20 protein-coding genes are annotated in these 17,871 nt (G+C 69.8%); 10 read left to right on the forward strand and 10 right to left on the reverse strand.

Translation table 11 applies throughout. The annotated features are described in order from the left end of the window. Positions 1-93 precede the first annotated feature (93 nt). The 6 genes from tuf to P0W64_RS18970 all read right to left on the reverse strand — a co-directional run bounded on the left by tuf (position 94) and on the right by P0W64_RS18970 (position 6,271). Positions 94-1,284, reverse strand: a complete 1,191-nt coding sequence (tuf, locus tag P0W64_RS18945) for an elongation factor Tu (RefSeq protein ID WP_275481726.1) — start codon at positions 1,282-1,284, stop codon at positions 94-96. Between the two features lie 106 nt (positions 1,285-1,390). Then, on the reverse strand, positions 1,391-3,496 hold the full coding sequence (gene fusA, locus P0W64_RS18950) for an elongation factor G (RefSeq protein WP_275481727.1): 2,106 nt from the start codon (positions 3,494-3,496) through the stop codon (positions 1,391-1,393). 64 nt (positions 3,497-3,560) lie between these two features. Then, positions 3,561-4,031 carry a 30S ribosomal protein S7 gene (gene rpsG, locus P0W64_RS18955; RefSeq protein ID WP_275481728.1) on the reverse strand — a complete coding sequence of 157 codons (471 nt, stop codon included), beginning with the start codon at positions 4,029-4,031 and terminating at the stop codon, positions 3,561-3,563. Then, entirely contained in the window at positions 4,031-4,405 is a 375-nt protein-coding gene (gene rpsL / locus P0W64_RS18960) for a 30S ribosomal protein S12 (RefSeq protein ID WP_275481729.1), read from the reverse strand. The genes rpsG and rpsL overlap by 1 nt, the downstream gene beginning before the upstream one ends. Before the next feature lie 394 nt (positions 4,406-4,799). Next, on the reverse strand, positions 4,800-5,678 hold the full coding sequence (locus P0W64_RS18965) for a 3-methyladenine DNA glycosylase (RefSeq protein ID WP_275481730.1): 879 nt from the start codon (positions 5,676-5,678) through the stop codon (positions 4,800-4,802). A gap of 188 nt (positions 5,679-5,866) precedes the next feature. Further along, on the reverse strand, positions 5,867-6,271 hold the full coding sequence (locus tag P0W64_RS18970; protein WP_275481731.1) for a DUF5313 family protein: 405 nt from the start codon (positions 6,269-6,271) through the stop codon (positions 5,867-5,869). Positions 6,272-6,324: 53 nt separating this feature from the next. Between P0W64_RS18970 and P0W64_RS18975 the strand changes: the two genes are divergently transcribed. Both P0W64_RS18975 and P0W64_RS18980 read left to right on the forward strand, forming a co-directional pair. Next, positions 6,325-7,449: a hypothetical protein gene (locus P0W64_RS18975; protein ID WP_275481732.1), complete on the forward strand. Its 1,125-nt coding sequence runs from the start codon at positions 6,325-6,327 to the stop codon at positions 7,447-7,449. A 60-nt stretch (positions 7,450-7,509) separates the two neighbouring features. Further along, entirely contained in the window at positions 7,510-8,718 is a 1,209-nt protein-coding gene (locus tag P0W64_RS18980) for an oxygenase MpaB family protein (RefSeq protein WP_275481733.1), read from the forward strand. Between the two features lie 48 nt (positions 8,719-8,766). Here P0W64_RS18980 and P0W64_RS18985 read toward each other — a convergent pair whose 3' ends face one another. The 3 genes from P0W64_RS18985 to P0W64_RS18995 form a co-directional block, all read right to left on the reverse strand. After that, positions 8,767-9,042, reverse strand: coding sequence for a DUF2277 domain-containing protein (locus P0W64_RS18985; protein ID WP_275481734.1), 276 nt, complete (start codon positions 9,040-9,042; stop codon positions 8,767-8,769). Positions 9,043-9,066: 24 nt separating this feature from the next. Continuing rightward, positions 9,067-9,579: a hypothetical protein gene (locus tag P0W64_RS18990; RefSeq protein ID WP_275481735.1), complete on the reverse strand. Its 513-nt coding sequence runs from the start codon at positions 9,577-9,579 to the stop codon at positions 9,067-9,069. Positions 9,580-9,647: 68 nt separating this feature from the next. Beyond that, positions 9,648-10,217, reverse strand: a complete 570-nt coding sequence (locus tag P0W64_RS18995) for a sigma-70 family RNA polymerase sigma factor (protein WP_275481736.1) — start codon at positions 10,215-10,217, stop codon at positions 9,648-9,650. 120 nt (positions 10,218-10,337) lie between these two features. Between P0W64_RS18995 and P0W64_RS19000 the strand changes: the two genes are divergently transcribed. From P0W64_RS19000 to P0W64_RS19035, 8 genes are all read left to right on the forward strand, one after another. Next, complete coding sequence (locus P0W64_RS19000) at positions 10,338-10,805, forward strand: Asp23/Gls24 family envelope stress response protein (protein WP_275481737.1); 468 nt, start codon at positions 10,338-10,340, stop codon at positions 10,803-10,805. After that, a complete protein-coding gene (locus tag P0W64_RS19005) occupies positions 10,802-11,107 on the forward strand; it encodes a hypothetical protein (RefSeq protein WP_275481738.1) in 306 nt (101 codons plus the stop codon). Before P0W64_RS19000 ends, P0W64_RS19005 begins: the two co-directional genes overlap by 4 nt. Position 11,108: 1 nt before the next feature. Beyond that, positions 11,109-11,285: a DUF2273 domain-containing protein gene (locus P0W64_RS19010; protein WP_275481739.1), complete on the forward strand. Its 177-nt coding sequence runs from the start codon at positions 11,109-11,111 to the stop codon at positions 11,283-11,285. After that, positions 11,282-12,040: a hypothetical protein gene (locus P0W64_RS19015; RefSeq protein ID WP_275481740.1), complete on the forward strand. Its 759-nt coding sequence runs from the start codon at positions 11,282-11,284 to the stop codon at positions 12,038-12,040. Before P0W64_RS19010 ends, P0W64_RS19015 begins: the two co-directional genes overlap by 4 nt. Then, positions 12,037-12,591 (forward strand): hypothetical protein, encoded by a 555-nt coding sequence (locus tag P0W64_RS19020; protein WP_275481741.1) that lies wholly within the window; start codon positions 12,037-12,039, stop codon positions 12,589-12,591. The genes P0W64_RS19015 and P0W64_RS19020 overlap by 4 nt, the downstream gene beginning before the upstream one ends. Positions 12,592-12,685: 94 nt before the next feature. Next, the gene (locus P0W64_RS19025) at positions 12,686-16,468 is read left to right on the forward strand and encodes an ABC transporter ATP-binding protein (RefSeq protein WP_275481742.1); all 3,783 of its coding nucleotides are present in this window, start codon (positions 12,686-12,688) and stop codon (positions 16,466-16,468) included. Positions 16,469-16,499: 31 nt separating this feature from the next. After that, positions 16,500-17,354 carry an acyl-ACP thioesterase domain-containing protein gene (locus P0W64_RS19030; protein ID WP_275481743.1) on the forward strand — a complete coding sequence of 285 codons (855 nt, stop codon included), beginning with the start codon at positions 16,500-16,502 and terminating at the stop codon, positions 17,352-17,354. A gap of 10 nt (positions 17,355-17,364) precedes the next feature. Beyond that, positions 17,365-17,520: a hypothetical protein gene (locus tag P0W64_RS19035; protein WP_275481744.1), complete on the forward strand. Its 156-nt coding sequence runs from the start codon at positions 17,365-17,367 to the stop codon at positions 17,518-17,520. On the opposite strand, the gene P0W64_RS19040 is transcribed toward P0W64_RS19035, so the two are convergent. Further along, complete coding sequence (locus P0W64_RS19040) at positions 17,517-17,870, reverse strand: RNA-binding S4 domain-containing protein (RefSeq protein ID WP_275481745.1); 354 nt, start codon at positions 17,868-17,870, stop codon at positions 17,517-17,519. The genes P0W64_RS19035 and P0W64_RS19040 overlap by 4 nt on opposite strands. Between the last annotated feature and the right edge of the window lies 1 nt (position 17,871).

Here is a 17,871-nt window from a genome sequence, read left to right on the forward strand (position 1 = left end):
GGGGGGGGGGGGGCGCCCCCCCCCCCCCCCGCCCCGGGCCCCCCCCCCCCCCCCCCCCCCCCCCCCCCCCCCCTTCTCGGCTGACTACCTAGATCACTTGACGATCTTGGTGACGCGGCCGGCACCCACGGTGCGGCCACCCTCGCGGATCGCGAAGCGCAGGCCCTCGTCCATGGCGACCGGCTGGATGAGCTTGACGCTCATCTCGGTGTTGTCGCCGGGCATGACCATCTCGGTGCCCTCGGGGAGGGTCACGACGCCGGTCACGTCCGTGGTGCGGAAGTAGAACTGCGGGCGGTAGTTGTTGAAGAACGGGGTGTGGCGGCCACCCTCGTCCTTCGACAGGATGTACGCCTGGCCCTCGAACTCCGTGTGCGGGGTGGTGGTGCCCGGCTTGGTCACGACCTGGCCACGCTCCACGTCCTCACGCTTGAGGCCACGGACCAGCAGGCCGACGTTGTCGCCCGCCTGGCCCGAGTCCAGGAGCTTGCGGAACATCTCGATACCGGTGACGGTGGTCTTGGTCGACTTCTCGCGGATGCCGACGATCTCGACCTCCTCGTTCACGTTGATCACGCCACGCTCGACGCGACCGGTGACGACGGTGCCACGACCGGTGATCGTGAAGACGTCCTCGACCGGCATCAGGAACGGCTTGTCGGTCTCGCGCTCCGGGTCCGGGATGGACTCGTCGACCGCGTTCATGAGCTCCATGATCGACTCCGACCACTTCGGGTCGCCCTCGAGCGCCTGGAAGCCGGATACGCGCACGACGGGCGCGTCCTCATCGAACTCCTGCGAAGCCAGCAGCTCGCGGACCTCCATCTCGACGAGCTCGAGGATCTCCTCGTCGTCGACCATGTCGCACTTGTTCAGGGCGACAAGGATGTAGGGCACGCCGACCTGGCGGGCGAGCAGCACGTGCTCACGGGTCTGCGGCATCGGGCCGTCGGTAGCGGCGACCACCAGGATCGCGCCGTCCATCTGGGCGGCACCGGTGATCATGTTCTTGATGTAGTCCGCGTGACCGGGAGCGTCGACGTGAGCGTAGTGGCGCTTCTCCGTCTGGTACTCGACGTGCGAGATGTTGATCGTGATGCCGCGAGCCTTCTCCTCGGGCGCCTTGTCGATCATGTCGAACGCCGAGGCCTCATTGAGGTCCGGGTACTTGTCGTGCAGCACCTTGGTGATCGCCGCGGTCAGCGTGGTCTTGCCGTGGTCGACGTGACCGATGGTGCCGATGTTCACGTGCGGCTTGGTCCGCTCGAACTTCGCCTTCGCCACTTGGTGTCCTCCTGGACTGGTTGCCTGCGGAACCGGTTGTCCCGCAGGGAGTTTTCATTTCAGTTTTCGACGCCGCAGCGTCAGCCGCCCGGTCGGCGGCGAGTGGTTACTCGCCGTTGACCTTAGCGATGATCTCCTTCGACACGTTCGCCGGAACCTCGGCGTAGGTGTCGAACACCATGGAGTAGTTGGCTCGGCCCTGGGTCTTCGACCGAAGGTCTCCGATGTAGCCGAACATCTCCGACAGCGGAACCTGCGCCTTGACGACACGGGCACCACTGCGCTCCTCCATGGCCTGGATCTGGCCACGGCGGGAGTTCAGGTCGCCGATCACATCACCCATGTAGTCCTCAGGGGTGGTGACCTCGACAGCCATGATGGGCTCGAGGATCACGGGACCGGCCTTGCGTGCGGCCTCCTTGAAGGCCTGCGCGCCAGCGATCTTGAACGCCATCTCCGAGGAGTCGACGTCGTGGTACGCGCCGTCGAGCAGCGTGACCTTGACGTTGACCAGCGGGTAGCCGGCGAGCACGCCGTACTGCATCGCATCCTGGGCACCGGCGTCCACCGAAGGGATGTACTCCTTCGGCACGCGGCCACCGGTGACGGCGTTCGCGAACTCGTAGGTCGCCCCGTCCTCGGTGTCCTCCAGCGGCTCCAGCTTGATGATGACGCGCGCGAACTGGCCCGAGCCACCCGTCTGCTTCTTGTGGGTGTACTCGTGCTTGTCGACGGTCTTGCGGATCGTCTCGCGGTACGCCACCTGCGGCTTGCCGACGTTGGCCTCGACCTTGAACTCCCGCTTCATGCGGTCGACCAGGATGTCGAGGTGGAGCTCGCCCATGCCGCCGATGACGGTCTGACCGGTCTGCTCGTCGAGCTCGACGGAGAAGGTGGGATCCTCCTCGGCGAGCTTCTGGATCGCGACGGACAGCTTCTCCTGGTCCGACTTGGTCTTCGGCTCGATGGAGACGTTGATGACCGGATCCGGGAACGTCATCGACTCGAGGACGATGGGGTTCGCCTGATCGCACAGGGTGTCACCGGTGGTGGTGTCCTTGAGGCCGATCATCGCGTAGATGTGGCCCGCGGTGGCGTCCTCGACCGGGTTCTCCTTGTTGGCGTGCATCTGGAAGAGCTTCCCGATGCGCTCCTTCTTGCCCTTGGTCGCGTTGAGGACCTGGGTGCCGGCGTCGATGTGACCCGAGTACACGCGCACGAAGGTCAGCTTGCCGAAGAAGGGGTGCGCCGCGATCTTGAACGCCAGCGCCGAGAACGGCTCGTCCTTCGACGGCTTGCGCGAGAGCAACTCCTCCTCGTTGCCGACGGCGTGGCCCTCGATGGAGGGCACGTCGAGCGGGCTGGGGAGGTAGTCGATCACGGCGTCGAGCATGGGCTGGACGCCCTTGTTCTTGAACGCCGAGCCGCACAGGACCGGGTACAGCTCACGGTTCACCGTGAGCTTCCGGATGGCGCCCTTGATCTCCTCGACGGTGAGCTCCTCGCCGCCGAAGTACTTCTCCATCAGAGCCTCGTCGGACTCGGCGACGGCCTCGAGCAGCTTCTCGCGCCACTCGGCGGTCGCCTCGACGAGATCCTCGGGGATCTCCTCGATCGTCGGCTCGGCACCGATCGCGACGGTGCCGCGCCAGGTGATGGCCTTCTGCTCGATCAGGTCGACGACGCCGTCGAACGCATCCTCAGCACCGATCGGCAGCTGCAGGACCAGCGGCTTGGCGCCGAGACGCTCCTCGATGGTGCGCACGGTGAAGTAGAAGTCCGCGCCCAGCTTGTCCATCTTGTTGACGAAGCAGATGCGCGGGACCTCGTACTTCTCGGCCTGCCGCCACACCTGCTCGGACTGGGGCTCGACGCCCTCCTTGCCGTCGAAGACGGCGACCGCACCGTCGAGCACGCGCAGCGACCGCTCCACCTCGACGGTGAAGTCGACGTGACCGGGCGTGTCGATGATGTTGATCTGGTTCTTGTTCCAGAAGCAGGTCACCGCAGCGGAGGTGATGGTGATACCCCGCTCCTTCTCCTGCTCCATCCAGTCGGTGGTCGAGGCACCGTCGTGGGTCTCACCGATCTTGTAGTTGACGCCGGTGTAGAAGAGGATGCGCTCGGTGGTGGTGGTCTTACCGGCATCGATGTGCGCCATGATGCCGATGTTGCGGACCTTCGTGAGGTCGGTCAGCACTTCCTGTGCCACGGTGTTCCCTTCGGGAAGAGTTCGGACAAGAGCTGTCTACGGCTGGGGGCGGCGAAGCCGCGCGTCACCAGCGGTAGTGCGCGAACGCCCGGTTGGCCTCGGCCATCTTGTGGGTGTCCTCACGACGCTTCACCGAAGCGCCGAGACCGTTGCTCGCGTCCAGCAACTCATTGGCCAGACGCTCCACCATCGTCTTCTCACGGCGCTGCCGCGTGAACGTCACGAGCCAGCGGAGAGCGAGGGTGTTCGCACGCCCCGCCTTGACCTCGACGGGCACCTGATAGGTGGCACCGCCGACGCGACGGGACTTGACCTCGAGCGACGGCTTGACGTTGTCGAGCGCGCGCTTGAGGGTGATCACGGGATCGGTACCGGTCTTCTCGCGCGTCGCCTCGAGGGCGCCGTACACGATGCGCTCGGCGGTGGACTTCTTGCCGTCCAGGAGAACCTTGTTCACCAGCTGGGTGACCAGGGGCGAGCCGTAGACCGGGTCTGCGATGAGGGGGCGCTTCGGCGCCGGACCCTTACGAGGCATTAGCTCTTCTCCTTCTTGGCGCCGTAGCGGCTGCGAGCCTGCTTGCGGTTCTTGACGCCCTGAGTGTCGAGCGAGCCGCGAATGATCTTGTAGCGGACACCGGGGAGGTCCTTCACACGCCCGCCGCGGACGAGCACCATCGAGTGCTCCTGCAGGTTGTGACCCTCACCCGGGATGTACGCGGTGACCTCGACCGAGCTGGTCAGACGGACGCGGGCGACCTTCCGGAGAGCCGAGTTCGGCTTCTTCGGCGTCGTCGTGTACACGCGGGTGCACACGCCGCGACGCTGCGGCGAGCCCTTGAGGGCGGCCGTCTTCGTCTTGGCAACCTTGTCGCGGCGGCCCTTGCGGACCAGCTGCTGAATAGTTGGCATGAAGTGCGAATTCCTTTTGTTGTCGTGGCTGCGGGCGTCGGTGGACGCCCGCTTCTCTGCTGCGGTTGTAGCTCCGGGCAGGTGGCGTCTCGAAGAGAACGCCGACCTCCGCAGCTCGGCCCCTCCAGCGGCGACAAAACATCGTTGTCTCCGCTGGTCAGTCCCGTTTCCGGGACGTAGCCAACCCTTCCTCATGTCACCCCGAGGTCGGGTGTGTCGCGCTGTCGCAAGCGGTTCCGGGGGTCCGGCCTGCCTGTGGACACACGTGAGCGGCCCGACTTTCGTCAGGCACGGCGACCAACCTTACCTGCATCGACTCATCATGGTCAAAAAGGTATGCGCCCGGGGGCCTCATCCGGCCCGGCACGCTGATCACGCAGCGCTTTCAACACCGTCAGAGCGCGCTGTAATCCCGGGTCGGCATCCGCGGCCCGCGACGCTCACCGCCGTGGCCGGCGCGGGCCAGCAGCCGGATCACACGGCCGCGCTGCCCCGCGTACGGGGCCAGTAGCTCGAGCATCCCGGCGTCGTCGACGGGCTCGCCCGCGAGCGCGAGCCCGACGATGCGCGGCAGGTGGTAGTCCCCGACCGGGACGGCATCCGGATCGCCGTGCGCGCGCCCGAGCACCTCTGCGACGGTCCACGGGCCGATCCCGGGGAGCGCGGCGAGCCGCTGGGCACGGTGTTCGAGCGCTAGGGCGGACGCACCGACGATCGTGCGCATCCGCACCGGCTCCACGCCGGCACGGTGCCACTCCCACGACGGGATCTCGGCCCACGCCTCGCGCCGCGGCGGCACGCGGAGCCCGCGCGGCATGCCGTCGGGCCCGGGCGCGACCGTGCCGTGCCGGCGCAGCAGCGTGCGCCACGCGCGCCACGCCTCCCGGCCGGTCACCTTCTGCTCGAGCACCGCGGGTGCGAGCGCCTCCCACACCCTCTCCGTACGCGAGAGACGTAGCCCTGGAGAAGCGGCCACCGCTGCGGAGACGACGGGGTCGCGGGGCACGAGCGCCGCCGGATCGTCCTCCGCGCCGAGCAGGGCCGGCAGGTGGCCCAAGAGCCAATCCGCTCCGTCGCCCCATGCCTGCGCGGCGACCGCGCGTCCGATCCGCGTGATCCGCAGGGTGCCGGGGCCGTCGGGTGTGTGGCACGCGCGCCACACCGCGCCGTCCGGCGTCACGACGTGCGCGGGGTCGCCCGTACCCCTCCGATGGACGCCGACGGTGCCGCTCAGGTCGAGCGGATAGCCGGGGATCCAGCGGCGGGTGGGCACGCGCACGACGCTACGCCGCCGCACCGACATGCGTGCGCCCCGCGGCCCGAACGACGGATCACCCCGCGCGGCGCGGTTCGGGCCGCCGCGCGGGGGATCGTCGCCGTCGCACCGCGGCGTCGAAGGACATCCCTGGTGAGGGAAAGCGAGATGTCCGCCGCTCATGCGGCGCAACGGGATTCAAGCCCTCAGGCGTACTTTCTGGGGCCGTTGCGGAACTTCGACGCGTACACCTGCGCACGACGGACGCGTTCGGCCCGCCACTTGCCGGTCTGGGTATCCGGATCGACGTCGTTGTCCATCATCAGGTGACGCAGGTAGACCCCCTTCAGAGCGGAGAGGAAGAAGAAGGCCGGTAACACCACGAGGGCGATCATCGCGACCTTGATCCACCAGGCCGTGGGAACGAGCAGGATGACCACGACGATCGGGGAGAACATCAGCATCCCGCGGACGTAATAGCGGCGGTTGTGGCCGGGTCCCGCGGTGTCCCGGACAACCCATTCGTGCATGGAATCGGGTAGATGGCTGCCACAGAGGTACTCCATCCGCTCGATCACATTCGGATGATCTCGAAGCGTTCGGCTGGACATGGGCTCAGGATACGCCGGTGTGAGGTAGGTCACAATCGAGTAGATTCCTGTACATGGCGATCCGCGCCTCGCGCGCACTCCTCCCCCGTGCCGCGGCGGTCTCCGTCGCCGCCGTCTCCGTCGCTACGCTCTCCGTCGGGCCGGGTGTGGCCTACGCCGCACCGGCGCCCGGCGCGCTGCTGTCCGAGTTCCTAGGCAATCAGGTGGAGAACTGCGCGGCGATCTGCCCGTACGCGATCACGGGCTTGCAGACCCTCCCGGCGGCGGTCCTCGGCTCCCCGGTCGCGCTCGCGACGGCGCTCGCCGTCACGGGCTCACCGCTGCAGGCACTCGGCTCCGCCGCGGCGACGGTGACGGGGCCCGCGAACGACGCAATGGCCGGCATCATCGGCAACGACCTCGACCGGGTCGTGCCGCGATTCCAGAACGGCGTGCTGATCGGCGAGGTGGATCTGATGAAGCTGGCGGGCGCGGCCCTCGTCCCGGCCGCGGCGCCCGGGTCGACTGTGCCCGGCGCCGTCGACACGCTGCGCTCCGACGTGCTGACGGCATTGCAGCAGCCGCTGCCGCCGGCCGCGCCGGTACCGCCGCCGCTCACCACACCGGCGCCGTTCGGGATCCTCCCCTCCCCCGCCGGCCCGTTGCAGGCGGGTGCCGTCGAGGCGACCGATGCCTTCTTCGCCGTCGCCTTCTACGCGCCGGAGCTGTCATTGCTGGGCGTGACCCAGACCGCGGATGCCGCCGCGACGACCCTGCGCGATACCGGATCTCCCGGCGCCTCGCTGACCGCCGCGGGCAGCGCCGCGCGGCGGGTAGTCGATGCCGACGCCTCGATCCTGCGCGGAGCGACGTCCACCACGGTCACTGATGCGATTGCGCCCGTACGGGACTCGTCGCACCCACCCAGGGCCGGCGCGGGCACACATACCGCCCCCGGCGGCTTCGGCCGCTCCCCGGCGACCGCGCCGCGGGGCCCGGTCGCACAGACCGGGCCGGCCGGGCGGGACCCGAGCGGCGCGCCGACGTCGCTACACGCGACGTCGGGCAGCAGGGCCGCGACGGGTGGCGAGGCGTCCAGCGGCGAGGCATCGAACGGCGAGACACCGTCGGGCGGACAGGCGGCGGCGCGCGGCGGCGCGGCTGTACATGAGGGAACGGGCGCGGGCGGTCGTCGTTGACACCCCCCTTACCCGGCAATACATTGGTGACAACATACGTTGTCAACGAGAGGCTGCTGCATGACGGCGACGACAGCACTGCCGACGCGGCACCCCGTCGAGCCGTGTACGGTGCCGGCGGGAATCAGGTCGTTCGCCGCGATGCTGCGCCTGCGACCGCCGAGCGACGCGGAGTTCCGACGCCTGGGCGAGGCGCTGATCGAGGGCGACCAACCGATGGATCGGCTCGTCCAGTGGATGCACGCCGAGGACACCGAGACACGCCGCGCCTGGTTCGAGCAGGCGCTACTCGGAGGCATCGCGAGCGTCGCCGAAGCCCCGCCGGAGTTGCGCGAGTTCTTCGAGCAGGTCGAGCTCGTCCCGGCGTGGCTGGATCGCGAGAAGCTGCGGGTCGGCGCGCGCGCCATGCGGGCGGGCGGGGCGGACGGCCTGTATCTCGCGCGCGATGTGTCACTGCTCGGCGGCTACCTGTACTCCGGATTCAATGTGACCCTGCTGCGGACCGGCGCGCTGGAGAAGGGGTCGAACCAGCGCTTCGCGGAGACCACGCGCTGGGCCCTGGACGTGATCTCAGAGGGCGGGCTGGAGCCCGGCGGCATCGGCTACCGCTCCACGATCCGCGTCCGTTGGATCCACTCGATGGTCCGGAGACATCTTCTGGCGCAGCCTGATTGGGACACGGCAGCGTGGGGCATTCCGATCAACCAGACGGATATGGCGGCGACGCTCATCGGTGCGCTGGTCGCGCCGTCGATCGGCGGGATCGGCATGGGCATCTTCCATAGACCGGCGGAATACGAGGCTGTCGCGCATCTGACGCGGTACGTCGGGCGGCTGATGGGTGTATCCGACGAGTTCCTGCCGCGCGATTTCCGGGACTGCGTGCGGATCCTCTTCCACACGTCGGCGGCGCTCGCAACTCCCGATGAGACGTCCCGCCAACTCGCGTCGCCCATGGCGGAGGACCCGCTGCGGTGGAACTACCCGCGGTTCGCGGCGCTGCGCCGCCGCCTCGCGCGCGAGCAGCACCTGTCGATCTCATGCGCGTTCCTCGGGCGCCGCGCCATGGCGCTGCTGGGCCTTCCGACGTCGACGCTGCCGTGGTATCCGGTCCTGCGGTTCCCCGTCAACGCCATGCGCTCGGCGCTCCGCGCCGTACCCGCGCTCGCCGACCGGGCTGCCGACCGGGGCATAGCGGAGCAGGACGCGTTCATGCGCACAATGGTCGACGACGTAGCGATAGGCCACTCCGCCAGCGTCACTCACTGACGGATACACGGCGGGACAGGGACAGGCGCCGGGTGAGGCGGATCGCCTCTACGCCCCCGCGCGGGCCGCGATGCGAGCCTGGACCTCGGGGCGACGGAGCGGAGGCACCGTCTTGGGCGGCTGCCGCCGCTCGGGCAGGGCGTCGAGCAACTCGTGGGTGGCTGCCGTGACAGCGGCGACCGCCTTCTCGAAGGCGTCGCGGTTGTTGTCGGACACCTTCTGCACGCCGCTCACCTTGCGCACGTACTGACGGGCGGCCGCCTCGATCTCCTGGTCGCTTGCGGCCGGGACGAGGCCGCGGAGCTCTGTGATGTTCCTACACATGCATCCACGCTAGACCCACCGGGATCATGCCGGCGGCAACAGCACGTCCTGCCAGGTCAAATCCACTCTGGGGGGATGCACTCCGAGGAGTTCGGCGACGAACCGAGCCGCACGGGAGCGCAGCACGTCGCCGTCATCGAGGTAGGACGCGTCCCGCTCGTCCGCACCCACGGCGACGAGCCGGACGTGGACCGCACCGACGGCGTCGCCCTCGACGGACACCTCCACGTCGCCCACCGCCGCGGCGGCCGCGGCGGCGGGCTCGGCGAGATGCGCGGCCAGTGCCTTCGCCAGCGCGAGATGGCTGATGGTCACACCGGCGGCGGCCGTCCCCAGCGGCCTGCCCTGACGTGGCAGGGCGGCGATCGCCGACCCGATGCTCGCGCGGAGCCGATCGAGAGTATCCGTGCCGCCGCTCCACCTCGGGTCGGGGACGGACATCTCCCCGCCCCCGCCTAGACCCGCGAGACGGCGCGTGGCATCGGCGATCCACGCCGTGTCGGCCACGTCGTCCAGAGTCCCGTCCGTCGCACTCATCAGGACCCCAGTGTGACGCGATACCGGCGCCGATGTACAGCCGTCGCCGGTCCACGCCCGCCCGCCGGTCACGGTTTGTACTCCACGAGCGCCTGTGCCAGGCGCCCACGCGTGCGTTGCAGGTGCCCGCGAACGGCTCCCTCGCTGGTGTGCAGGACCGTGGCGATCTCCGCGGTCGTCATGCCGTCGACCTCACGCAGCCACCACGCCGCCCGCGCCGGGTACGGAAGCCGGGACAACTCGCGGTTGAGCGCGCCGAGGAAGTCCACCGACTCGGCTCGGCGCCCCGGACCCGGTGTGTCGTCCACGGGCTCCGCGACCGCGTCCAGGTCGACGTCGAGCCGCCTGCGGCGCAGTGCGTCGACCGTCTTACGCGAGGCGAGCGAGAACAGCCACGTCCTGAACTTGGCACGGAATGCGAAGGTCGGCAGGGACTTCCATGCGGCGATGAAGGTCTCTTGCACGATGTCATCGCAGTCCGAGCGGTCCGGATGCGTGCGCGCCACGAACCTCAGCAGCGCGGGAGCGTGCCGCAGCACCAGGACGTCGAACGCGTCGGCATCGCCGTCCTGCGCGCGGCGCGCGAGGGTCTCGTCGGACAGCGCAGCCAACAGGTCGGCACGACTCGGCGCCGGCATTCGACCTCCCTCCATCCGCATCGTGATCTGCATCACATCCGCGTGCGAGTTCTCGTGCGCGGTGCGACGAAACGATTGTGCCGGAACAGTTCGGCACGACAACAGTCGAAGGAGATGCTGATGACGACGGCGACCCACACCCAGGAGACCGCCTCCACGACCAGGACCTCGTCCGCCGACCGCGGTAAGACCCTGGCCCGCACGTCCGAGCACGGTTCGACGACCATCGCGGACGTCGTGGTCTCCAAGATCGCCGGTATCGCCGCACGCGAGGTCGACGGCGTATACGACCTGGGCGGCCAGGCCGCGCGCGTGGTCGGGAAGCTGCGGGAGACGCTGCCCGGCGCCCCCGACCTGACGCAAGGCGTGGACGTCGAGGTGGGCGAGCGGCAGGCGGCGGTCGACATCGGGATCGTCGCGGAGTACGGGGTTGCGATCCACGATCTCGCCGCCGGCATCCGTGCCAACGTGATCTCTGCGGTCGAGAAGATGACCGGCCTCGAAGTGACCGAGGTGAACGTCACCGTGCACGATGTGCACTTCACCGACGGCGACGAGCCGGCCGACGGCGACCCCCGCGTCCGGTGACCGAGCAGGACATCGAGCGAATCGACAGCGTCGTGAACGCGGTGACCGCCGTCGACGGCGTGGTCGGACTCCATCCGGGCGGTATCGGCGCGCCCGCGACCTATCTGCCGGGGCGTACTGTGCGCGGAATCAACCTGGGCCCCGACCACGGACGGATGGAGGTGGTGGTCGAGCTGCGACCGGGACTGTGGCAGATAGCGCAGGAGGCGCGTCGGGTCGCGAGCGAGGCCGCCGGAGTACCGGTCGACGTACTCGTGAGCGACGTGGTGGCGCCGGGCGCACCATCGGAACGGGAGGAATGAGATGAGCCGCAACTACATGCTGGTCGGGCTCTTCGCCGGATTGCTGCTGGCCGTCGCGGCAGCGACGGGAGGTCTGATCGGGTTCCTCCTCGCGGTGGTGCTCGGAGCCGCCGGCGCAGCCGTGGGTGCACACCTCGATGGTGCGATCGACCTCACAGCCCTCGGACGCCGGCGATGACGGGCACCACCGCGCCTCCGGCCGTCCCCTCCGAGAGCAGCTCGGCATCGGTTCGGACGCGCGGCAGCACGTCGGTGCGCGACCGCGTCCGTCACCGTCTGATCGAACACGCGGTATCCGGCGTCCACGGCGTGCGCCCGCAGAGCGGCGCATTGCCCGGCCGCGCGCTTCCATCCGTCCGGCTCGCCGGCGAGCCCGCAGCTTCGGACATCCGGATCGAGGTCGCCGCGGCGTGGCCCTTCGACGGTGGCGAGTTGGTGGGTGACGTACAGGCCGCGGTCGCCGCGGAACTGTGGGCGGCGCTCGGCGAGGAGCCGCGACGGATCGACGTCCGGCTCGCCCGGGTCGTGGCCGATCGCAGCGCCGCCGAGGTCGCCGCCGCGTACCAACGCCGACCCGACGCCGAGTCGACGCCACCCGAGCCCCGGCGCGCCGGGCCGAAGCGGATGGCCGGCGCGTCGACGGTGGCCACCCTCGTCGCGATCGCCCTGGTGGCGGCGGGCGTTATCGCATTGCGGGACACCCTGATCCACCTCGGATGGATCGGTGGTGCGGCCTGGTGCCCGGGCGTCGCCACGGCACTGGGCGGTGCGCACTGGTCGTGGTGGACCTGGCCCGCTGCCGTCGCGGTCGGCGTGATCGGCCTCGCTCTGCTCGTCCTGGCCGTCGCACCCCGCCGGGTGCGGGCCGTCCCGGTGGGCGACGCGGTGTGGGTGTCTCGCGACTCCGCCCGCGCACGAGAGGAGATGCCGTGACCACGCGACTGCGCATCGCCGACCGTGTCGTCACCGGGCTCGTCGGCGCGCTCCTCCTCGTCGGCGCGGTGTGGGTGATCGGTGACCGCTGCAGCCTGCGCCCGGCACGCTGGGCGACGGAAGCCCTTGCACCCGCGCGGATCGCCGACGTAACCGCTCAGCCGTGGTGGACGGTCGCGCTCGCCGCCGTCGGCGTCGTAGCGCTGGCCCTGGGCCTCTGGTCGCTCCTCGCTCGTCTGCGTCCCCGGTCCGTGCACAGCCATCGCCACGACACCGGCGACGTCGACCTCGCTCGCCTCGCCGACGCAGCCGCCGAGGACCTCGCGCAGCACCCTGCGGTCCAGAAGGCGTCGGCCGACACGCGCACCGAGCGCGGTCGCCCCGTCGTCCGGTTGACCGTGTCCGTCGCCCCCGACATCCCGACGTCCGAGCTTCGACGTCTCGCCCGGATCTGTCGTGCGGACCTCCGGCAGGCCGCAGGTCCGGAGCCGGCGTTCCAGCTGCAGGTCGACGACCTGCGGCCCGACATGGTGACGCCGCGGGTGGTGTGAGGCGCAGGGTGCGGGTCGAGCCGACGCTTCGGACTCCGGCGTAGTCTCGGCGCGTGACCCACAGCCGCAGCCATGCACCTGGACACGCACGCAGGTGACGGGTACCGATAGGCCGGGCTGGATCCGCCGCCTCCGCCCCTATCTGTACGCGCAGCGCCGCAACATCGCACTCGCCATCGGCGCGTCGATCCTGGGCAGCATCGCGCAGGTGTCGGTCCCGCTGATCGCCCGGCAGATCGTGGACCATGTCATCGTCACCCGGCGCGATCCTCTGCTCCCCTGGCTCGCGGCGCTGTTCGCGATGGCCGCGGTGACGTTCGCGCTGTCGTACACCCGCCGGTACCGCGGCGGCCGGGTAGCGCTCGGCGTGCAGTTGGACCTGCGCAACGCGATCCACGACCATCTGCTGCGCCTGGACCGAGCCACGTTGTCGACGCTCCCGACGGGGCAGCTGGTCTCGCGCGCAGGCTCGGACACCACCCTCGTGCAGGGCCTGCTCAACTTCCTGCCCCTGCTCGCGGGCAACCTGCTGATGATGGTCGCGTCGCTGGTGGTGATGTTCGTCCTGTCGCCCGTACTCGCACTCGTGGCGCTGATCGTGCTGCCGCTGCTGTTCGCCGTCGCATACCGGATGCGCAGCCGTGTCTTTCCCGCCACATGGGACGCACAGCAGCATGAGGGCGGGATCGCGCAGATAGTCGACGAGGACGTGACCGGCGTACGCGTGGTCAAGGCGTTCGGACAGGAGCGGCGCGAACTGCGACGGCTGGCGTCGGCGGCACAAGACCTGTACGGCTCGCGGATGCGGACGATCCGGCTGCAGGCCCGATATCAGCCACTACTCGAGGCGATCCCGTCACTCGCGCAGGTGGCGATACTCGTCGCCGGCGGGCTCCTGGCCGTCCAGGGCCACATCACGCTCGGCACCTTCCTCGCTTTCACCACCTACGTCGGGCAGTTCGTCTCTCCCGCAAGGCAACTCGCGGGCGTACTCACGATCGGTCAGCAGGCCCGCGCCGGCGCCGACCGCATCTTCCAGTTGCTCGACCTCGAGCCGCGGATCGCCGACCGCCCGGGCGCGGTCGACCTCCGTGACCCGCGCGGCGAGATCGCCTTCGAGGGCGTCGCTCTCGGCTTCGACGATGCGCCGGGCTCGGCCCCGGTGCTGGATGGACTGACGCTCTCGATCGCGCCCGGCGACCGGGTCGCCATCGTCGGCCCCAGCGGCAGCGGGAAGTCGACGATGGCCGCGCTGCTCTCCCGTTTCTACGACCCGCAGGCGGGCCGGGTCACCGTCGACGGCCTGGACGTGCGGGACCTCGCCCTGGCGTCCCTACGCTCCGCAGTCGGCGTCGCGTTCGAGGAGAGCTTCCTGTTCTCCGACACCATCGAGGCGAACATCGCCTACGGGGACCCGACCGCCACGCCCGAACGAATCCGTGCAGCGGCCCGGATCGCTGCAGCGGACGGCTTCATCCGTGCGCTGCCGCGGGGCTACGACACCATCGTCGGCGAGCGGGGCCTGACACTGTCGGGCGGGCAGCGGCAGCGCGTGGCACTCGCCCGTACGATCCTCGCGGATCCGCAGATCCTCGTGCTCGACGACGCGACCAGCGCCGTCGACGCCCGTACCGAGGAGGAGATCCACGACGGGCTGCGCGAGGTCCTCGCCGGGCGCACTACGCTGCTCATCGCGCATCGTGTCTCGACCCTGCACCTGGCAGACCGGGTGGTCATGCTCGACGGCGGCCGCGTCGCGGCCCAGGGGACACATGAGGACTTGTTCGCACGCGACCCGGCCTATCGGACCCTGCTCACGGGACTGGACCCGGTCGCAGCCGCCGGAGATCGCATCGAAGAACTCGCGGTGGCGACCCGCGGCGTGACCGAATCCGCCTGGGCCACGGGCGACTCACGCTCCGAAACCGTGCGCATCGGTCCCCCGTCTCTGGGCCCCGGACTCGGCGGCGGCAGCGGGGGTTGGAAGTTCGCGCTCGCCGCGACGCCGGAGTTGCTCGCGAAGGTCGCGGCCCTGCCGCCGGTCCGCGACCGCGCACCGCTCGATCTCGCACGGGAGTCACATCACGACCGACGGTTCTCGCTCGGCCGGCTACTGCGCGGTTTCCGCGGACCGCTGCTGCTCGGACTCCTGCTGGTGGTGATCGACGCGCTCGCAGGGCTGGTGGGGCCCTCGGTGATGAGGTCCGGTGTGGACCACGGCGTCGTGAACGGTTCGGAGGCGGCACTGTGGATCGCGGCAGGGGTGTTCCTCTGCGTCGTGCTGGTGGACCTCGTCGACGGAATGGCCGCGACCCTGGTGACGGGGCGTACGGCCGAGCGCATCATGCTCTCGCTGCGCGTACGCATCTGGGCGCAGCTGCAGCGGCTGTCGCTCGACTACTACGAGCGGGAGATGGCCGGCCGCATCATGACCCGCATGACGAGCGACGTCGACCAGTTCGCGTCGCTGGTACAGAACGGGTTACTGGGAGCGCTGGTCGCGGGCGTGACATTCATCGGGGTCGGGATCGCGCTGGTCGTGATCGACCCGGAGCTGGGGCTGATCACGCTCAGCGTGATCGTGCCGCTCGCGGTCGCGACCGTGTGGTTTCGGCGCAGGTCGGCGAGGCTGTACTCGATATCGCGCGACCGCATCGCCGCGGTCAACGCCGACTTCCAGGAGTCGCTGTCCGGCGTTCGGGAAGCGCAGGCGTACGGGCACGAGGCGCTCACCGAAGAGCGGTTCCACGCGCTCGGCTCGTCGTACCTCCGGTCGCGCGTGCAGGCACAGCGGCTGGTGGCAACGTACTTCCCGTTCGTACAGTTCCTGTCGGCCGTCGCCGACGCACTGGTGCTGGGCGTGGGGTCGACGCTGGTGCCGACCGGGGCGAGCGCGGCGACGGGCGAGTCGGCGGGCGCATTGACGGTGGGCACCCTGATCGCGTTCCTGCTCTACATCGACCTGTTCTTCGCACCGATCCAGCAGCTGTCGCAGGTGTTCGACGCGTGGCAGCAGACGCGGGTCTCGGTCTCCCGGATCGCCGACCTCATGGCACTGGACACCCTCACCCCGAACCCCGACGACCCCGAGACGCCCGGCCGCCTCCGCGGTGAGGCCGCCGTGGACCGCGTGCACTTCGCCTACCGGGCGGAGCAGGGAGGCGGACCCCTCGCCGGCGCCGAAGGTGGCGAGGCCCTCGCCGGCGTCGACCTCCAGGTGGCGCCCGGCGAGACCGTCGCCCTGGTCGGCGAGACGGGCGCCGGGAAGTCCACGGTCCTCAAGTTGCTCGCGCGGTTCTACGATCCGCATGCCGGCTCCGTGACGGTGGGCGGCCACGACCTGCGCCGGCTCGACCTGCACGATTTCCGCGCACAGCTCGGCTACGTGCCGCAGGAATCGTTCCTGTTCACCGGGACGGTGCGCGACAACATCGCATACAGCCGCCCGGACGCGAGCGACGCCGACGTCGAGGCCGCTGCCAGAGCGGTCGGGGCGCACGACGTGATCGCGGGCCTGCCACACGGCTACCGGAGCGCGATCTCCGAACGCGGCGGATCCCTGTCCGCCGGGCAACGGCAGCTCATCGCGCTGGCCCGTGCCGAACTCGCCAGGCCCGTGCTCCTCCTGCTCGATGAAGCCACCGCCAATCTGGACCTCGCCGCCGAGGCCCGAGTGACGGCCGCGATGCACCGGGTGTCGCGTGACCGCACCACGATCCTCATCGCGCACCGGCTCCCGACGGCGCGCATGGCCGACCACATCGCCGTCCTCGCGCACGGTCGGGTCGCCGAGCTCGGCACGCACGACGAACTCCTCGCCGCGGGCGGCGTCTACGCGAGGATGTGGCAGGCGTTCGAGACGGCGTCGGTGCGATAGGCCGGGTGGCTCCGCGCCTATAGTCGGCCCCGTGGCCCCCGAGACGCAGACTCCCCAGACGTACGAATTCCTCCAGGACGCGCCTCCCGGCCCGTCGTTCGAGCGCGCCTGGGCGGTGCGGACCGGCGACGTCGACCCCGACCGCCGGCTGCGGCTCGACGCCGTCGCGCGGTACGCCCAGGACATGGCGAACGACGAGATGTTCCACCGCGGCTTCCAGACCACGGACCCGTACTGGTTGGTACGCCGCACCATCATCGATGTGCTCGAGCCGATCCGCTGGCCCTCGGATGTGACGCTCGTCCGGTGGTGTGAGGCGACCAGTTCCCGATGGTGCAACATGCGTATCACCATGACCGGTTCGGAGGGCGGGCGAATCGAGACCGAGGGGTTCTGGATCCGGTTCAACGCCGATAACGGTATGCCGACGCACATCAGCGACGAAGGCATGCGATATCTGCAGCAGTACGTCTCACAAACGCGCCTGCGGTGGCGGGCACTGAATACCGAACCGATACCTGATCCCTCGGCCAACGACCACGAATTCCCGCTGCGGTCAACCGATTTCGACCCTTTTCAACACCTCAACAACGCCGCTTACTGGCAGCTCGTCGAGGACGACCTGGACGGCGATCGGTTGCTACAACGGCCGCATCGCGCGACGGTCGAGTACCTGCAGCCACTGCCACTGGGCTCACGGGTGCAGATGCGGACCGCGCACGATGACGCCGGCTACCGCCTCTGGCTGCTGCGCCTGGGCGACGACGGCGTCCCCGCCGACAAGCCCGCCGCGACCATCTCGGTCGTTCCCCTGCCCGGCGAGCCGTTCCCGCCCGCGCGACCGTGGCGACCGGATCAGGTCGACGGCGCGGAATGGAACCTGTAAGGATCGACGCATGTGTTACCCCATCCAGTGCGAGACGTGCGGCAAGATCACCTGGGCCGGATGCGGTGAGCACGTCGAGGACGTACGCGCGATGGTGCCGCCCGAGCAGTGGTGCGGCGGGCATCGCTCCGCCGAAGCCGCATCCCACGAGACGCAGCGCCTCTAGCGCCCCATCAACCGGTCCAGTTCGCGCCGCTCCCGTTTGGTGGGCCGCCCCGCACCCCGATCGCGATGCGGGAGCGACGCGACGATCTCCTTGGGTGGCGGCGGCGGACTGTTGTCGATATAGCAGGTCTGCGCGATCGCGGCGCCGACCCGCCTGGGGACCATGCCGATGACCTCGACGATCCGCTCACGCCCATCGAGACGCAAGCGCACCTCATCCCCGACGGCGACGTGCTGCGCCGGCTTGGCGGTAGCTCCGTTGACCCGCACGTGTCCACCCCGGCATGCGGCGGCCGCGACCGACCGGGTCTTGGTCAGCCGCACCGCCCACAGCCACGCGTCGACGCGCAAT

Origin of the sequence: Tsukamurella sp. 8F, assembly GCF_029167375.1 — a bacterium.
Lineage (GTDB): Bacteria > Actinomycetota > Actinomycetes > Mycobacteriales > Mycobacteriaceae > Tsukamurella.

Bases quoted from the DNA above. Each gene is read 5' to 3' on its own strand.
- rpsG (WP_275481728.1), bottom strand. From the start codon at position 4,031: ATGCCTCGTAAGGGTCCGGCGCCGAAGCGCCCCCTCATCGCAGACCCG.
- rpsL (WP_275481729.1), bottom strand. From the start codon at position 4,405: ATGCCAACTATTCAGCAGCTGGTCCGCAAGGGCCGCCGCGACAAGGTT.
- P0W64_RS18970 (WP_275481731.1), bottom strand. From the start codon at position 6,271: ATGTCCAGCCGAACGCTTCGAGATCATCCGAATGTGATCGAGCGGATG.
- P0W64_RS18975 (WP_275481732.1), top strand. From the start codon at position 6,325: ATGGCGATCCGCGCCTCGCGCGCACTCCTCCCCCGTGCCGCGGCGGTC.
- P0W64_RS18980 (WP_275481733.1), top strand. From the start codon at position 7,510: ATGACGGCGACGACAGCACTGCCGACGCGGCACCCCGTCGAGCCGTGT.
- P0W64_RS18985 (WP_275481734.1), bottom strand. From the start codon at position 9,042: ATGTGTAGGAACATCACAGAGCTCCGCGGCCTCGTCCCGGCCGCAAGC.
- P0W64_RS18990 (WP_275481735.1), bottom strand. From the start codon at position 9,579: ATGAGTGCGACGGACGGGACTCTGGACGACGTGGCCGACACGGCGTGG.
- P0W64_RS18995 (WP_275481736.1), bottom strand. From the start codon at position 10,217: ATGCCGGCGCCGAGTCGTGCCGACCTGTTGGCTGCGCTGTCCGACGAG.
- P0W64_RS19000 (WP_275481737.1), top strand. From the start codon at position 10,338: ATGACGACGGCGACCCACACCCAGGAGACCGCCTCCACGACCAGGACC.
- P0W64_RS19010 (WP_275481739.1), top strand. From the start codon at position 11,109: ATGAGCCGCAACTACATGCTGGTCGGGCTCTTCGCCGGATTGCTGCTG.
- P0W64_RS19015 (WP_275481740.1), top strand. From the start codon at position 11,282: ATGACGGGCACCACCGCGCCTCCGGCCGTCCCCTCCGAGAGCAGCTCG.
- P0W64_RS19035 (WP_275481744.1), top strand. From the start codon at position 17,365: ATGTGTTACCCCATCCAGTGCGAGACGTGCGGCAAGATCACCTGGGCC.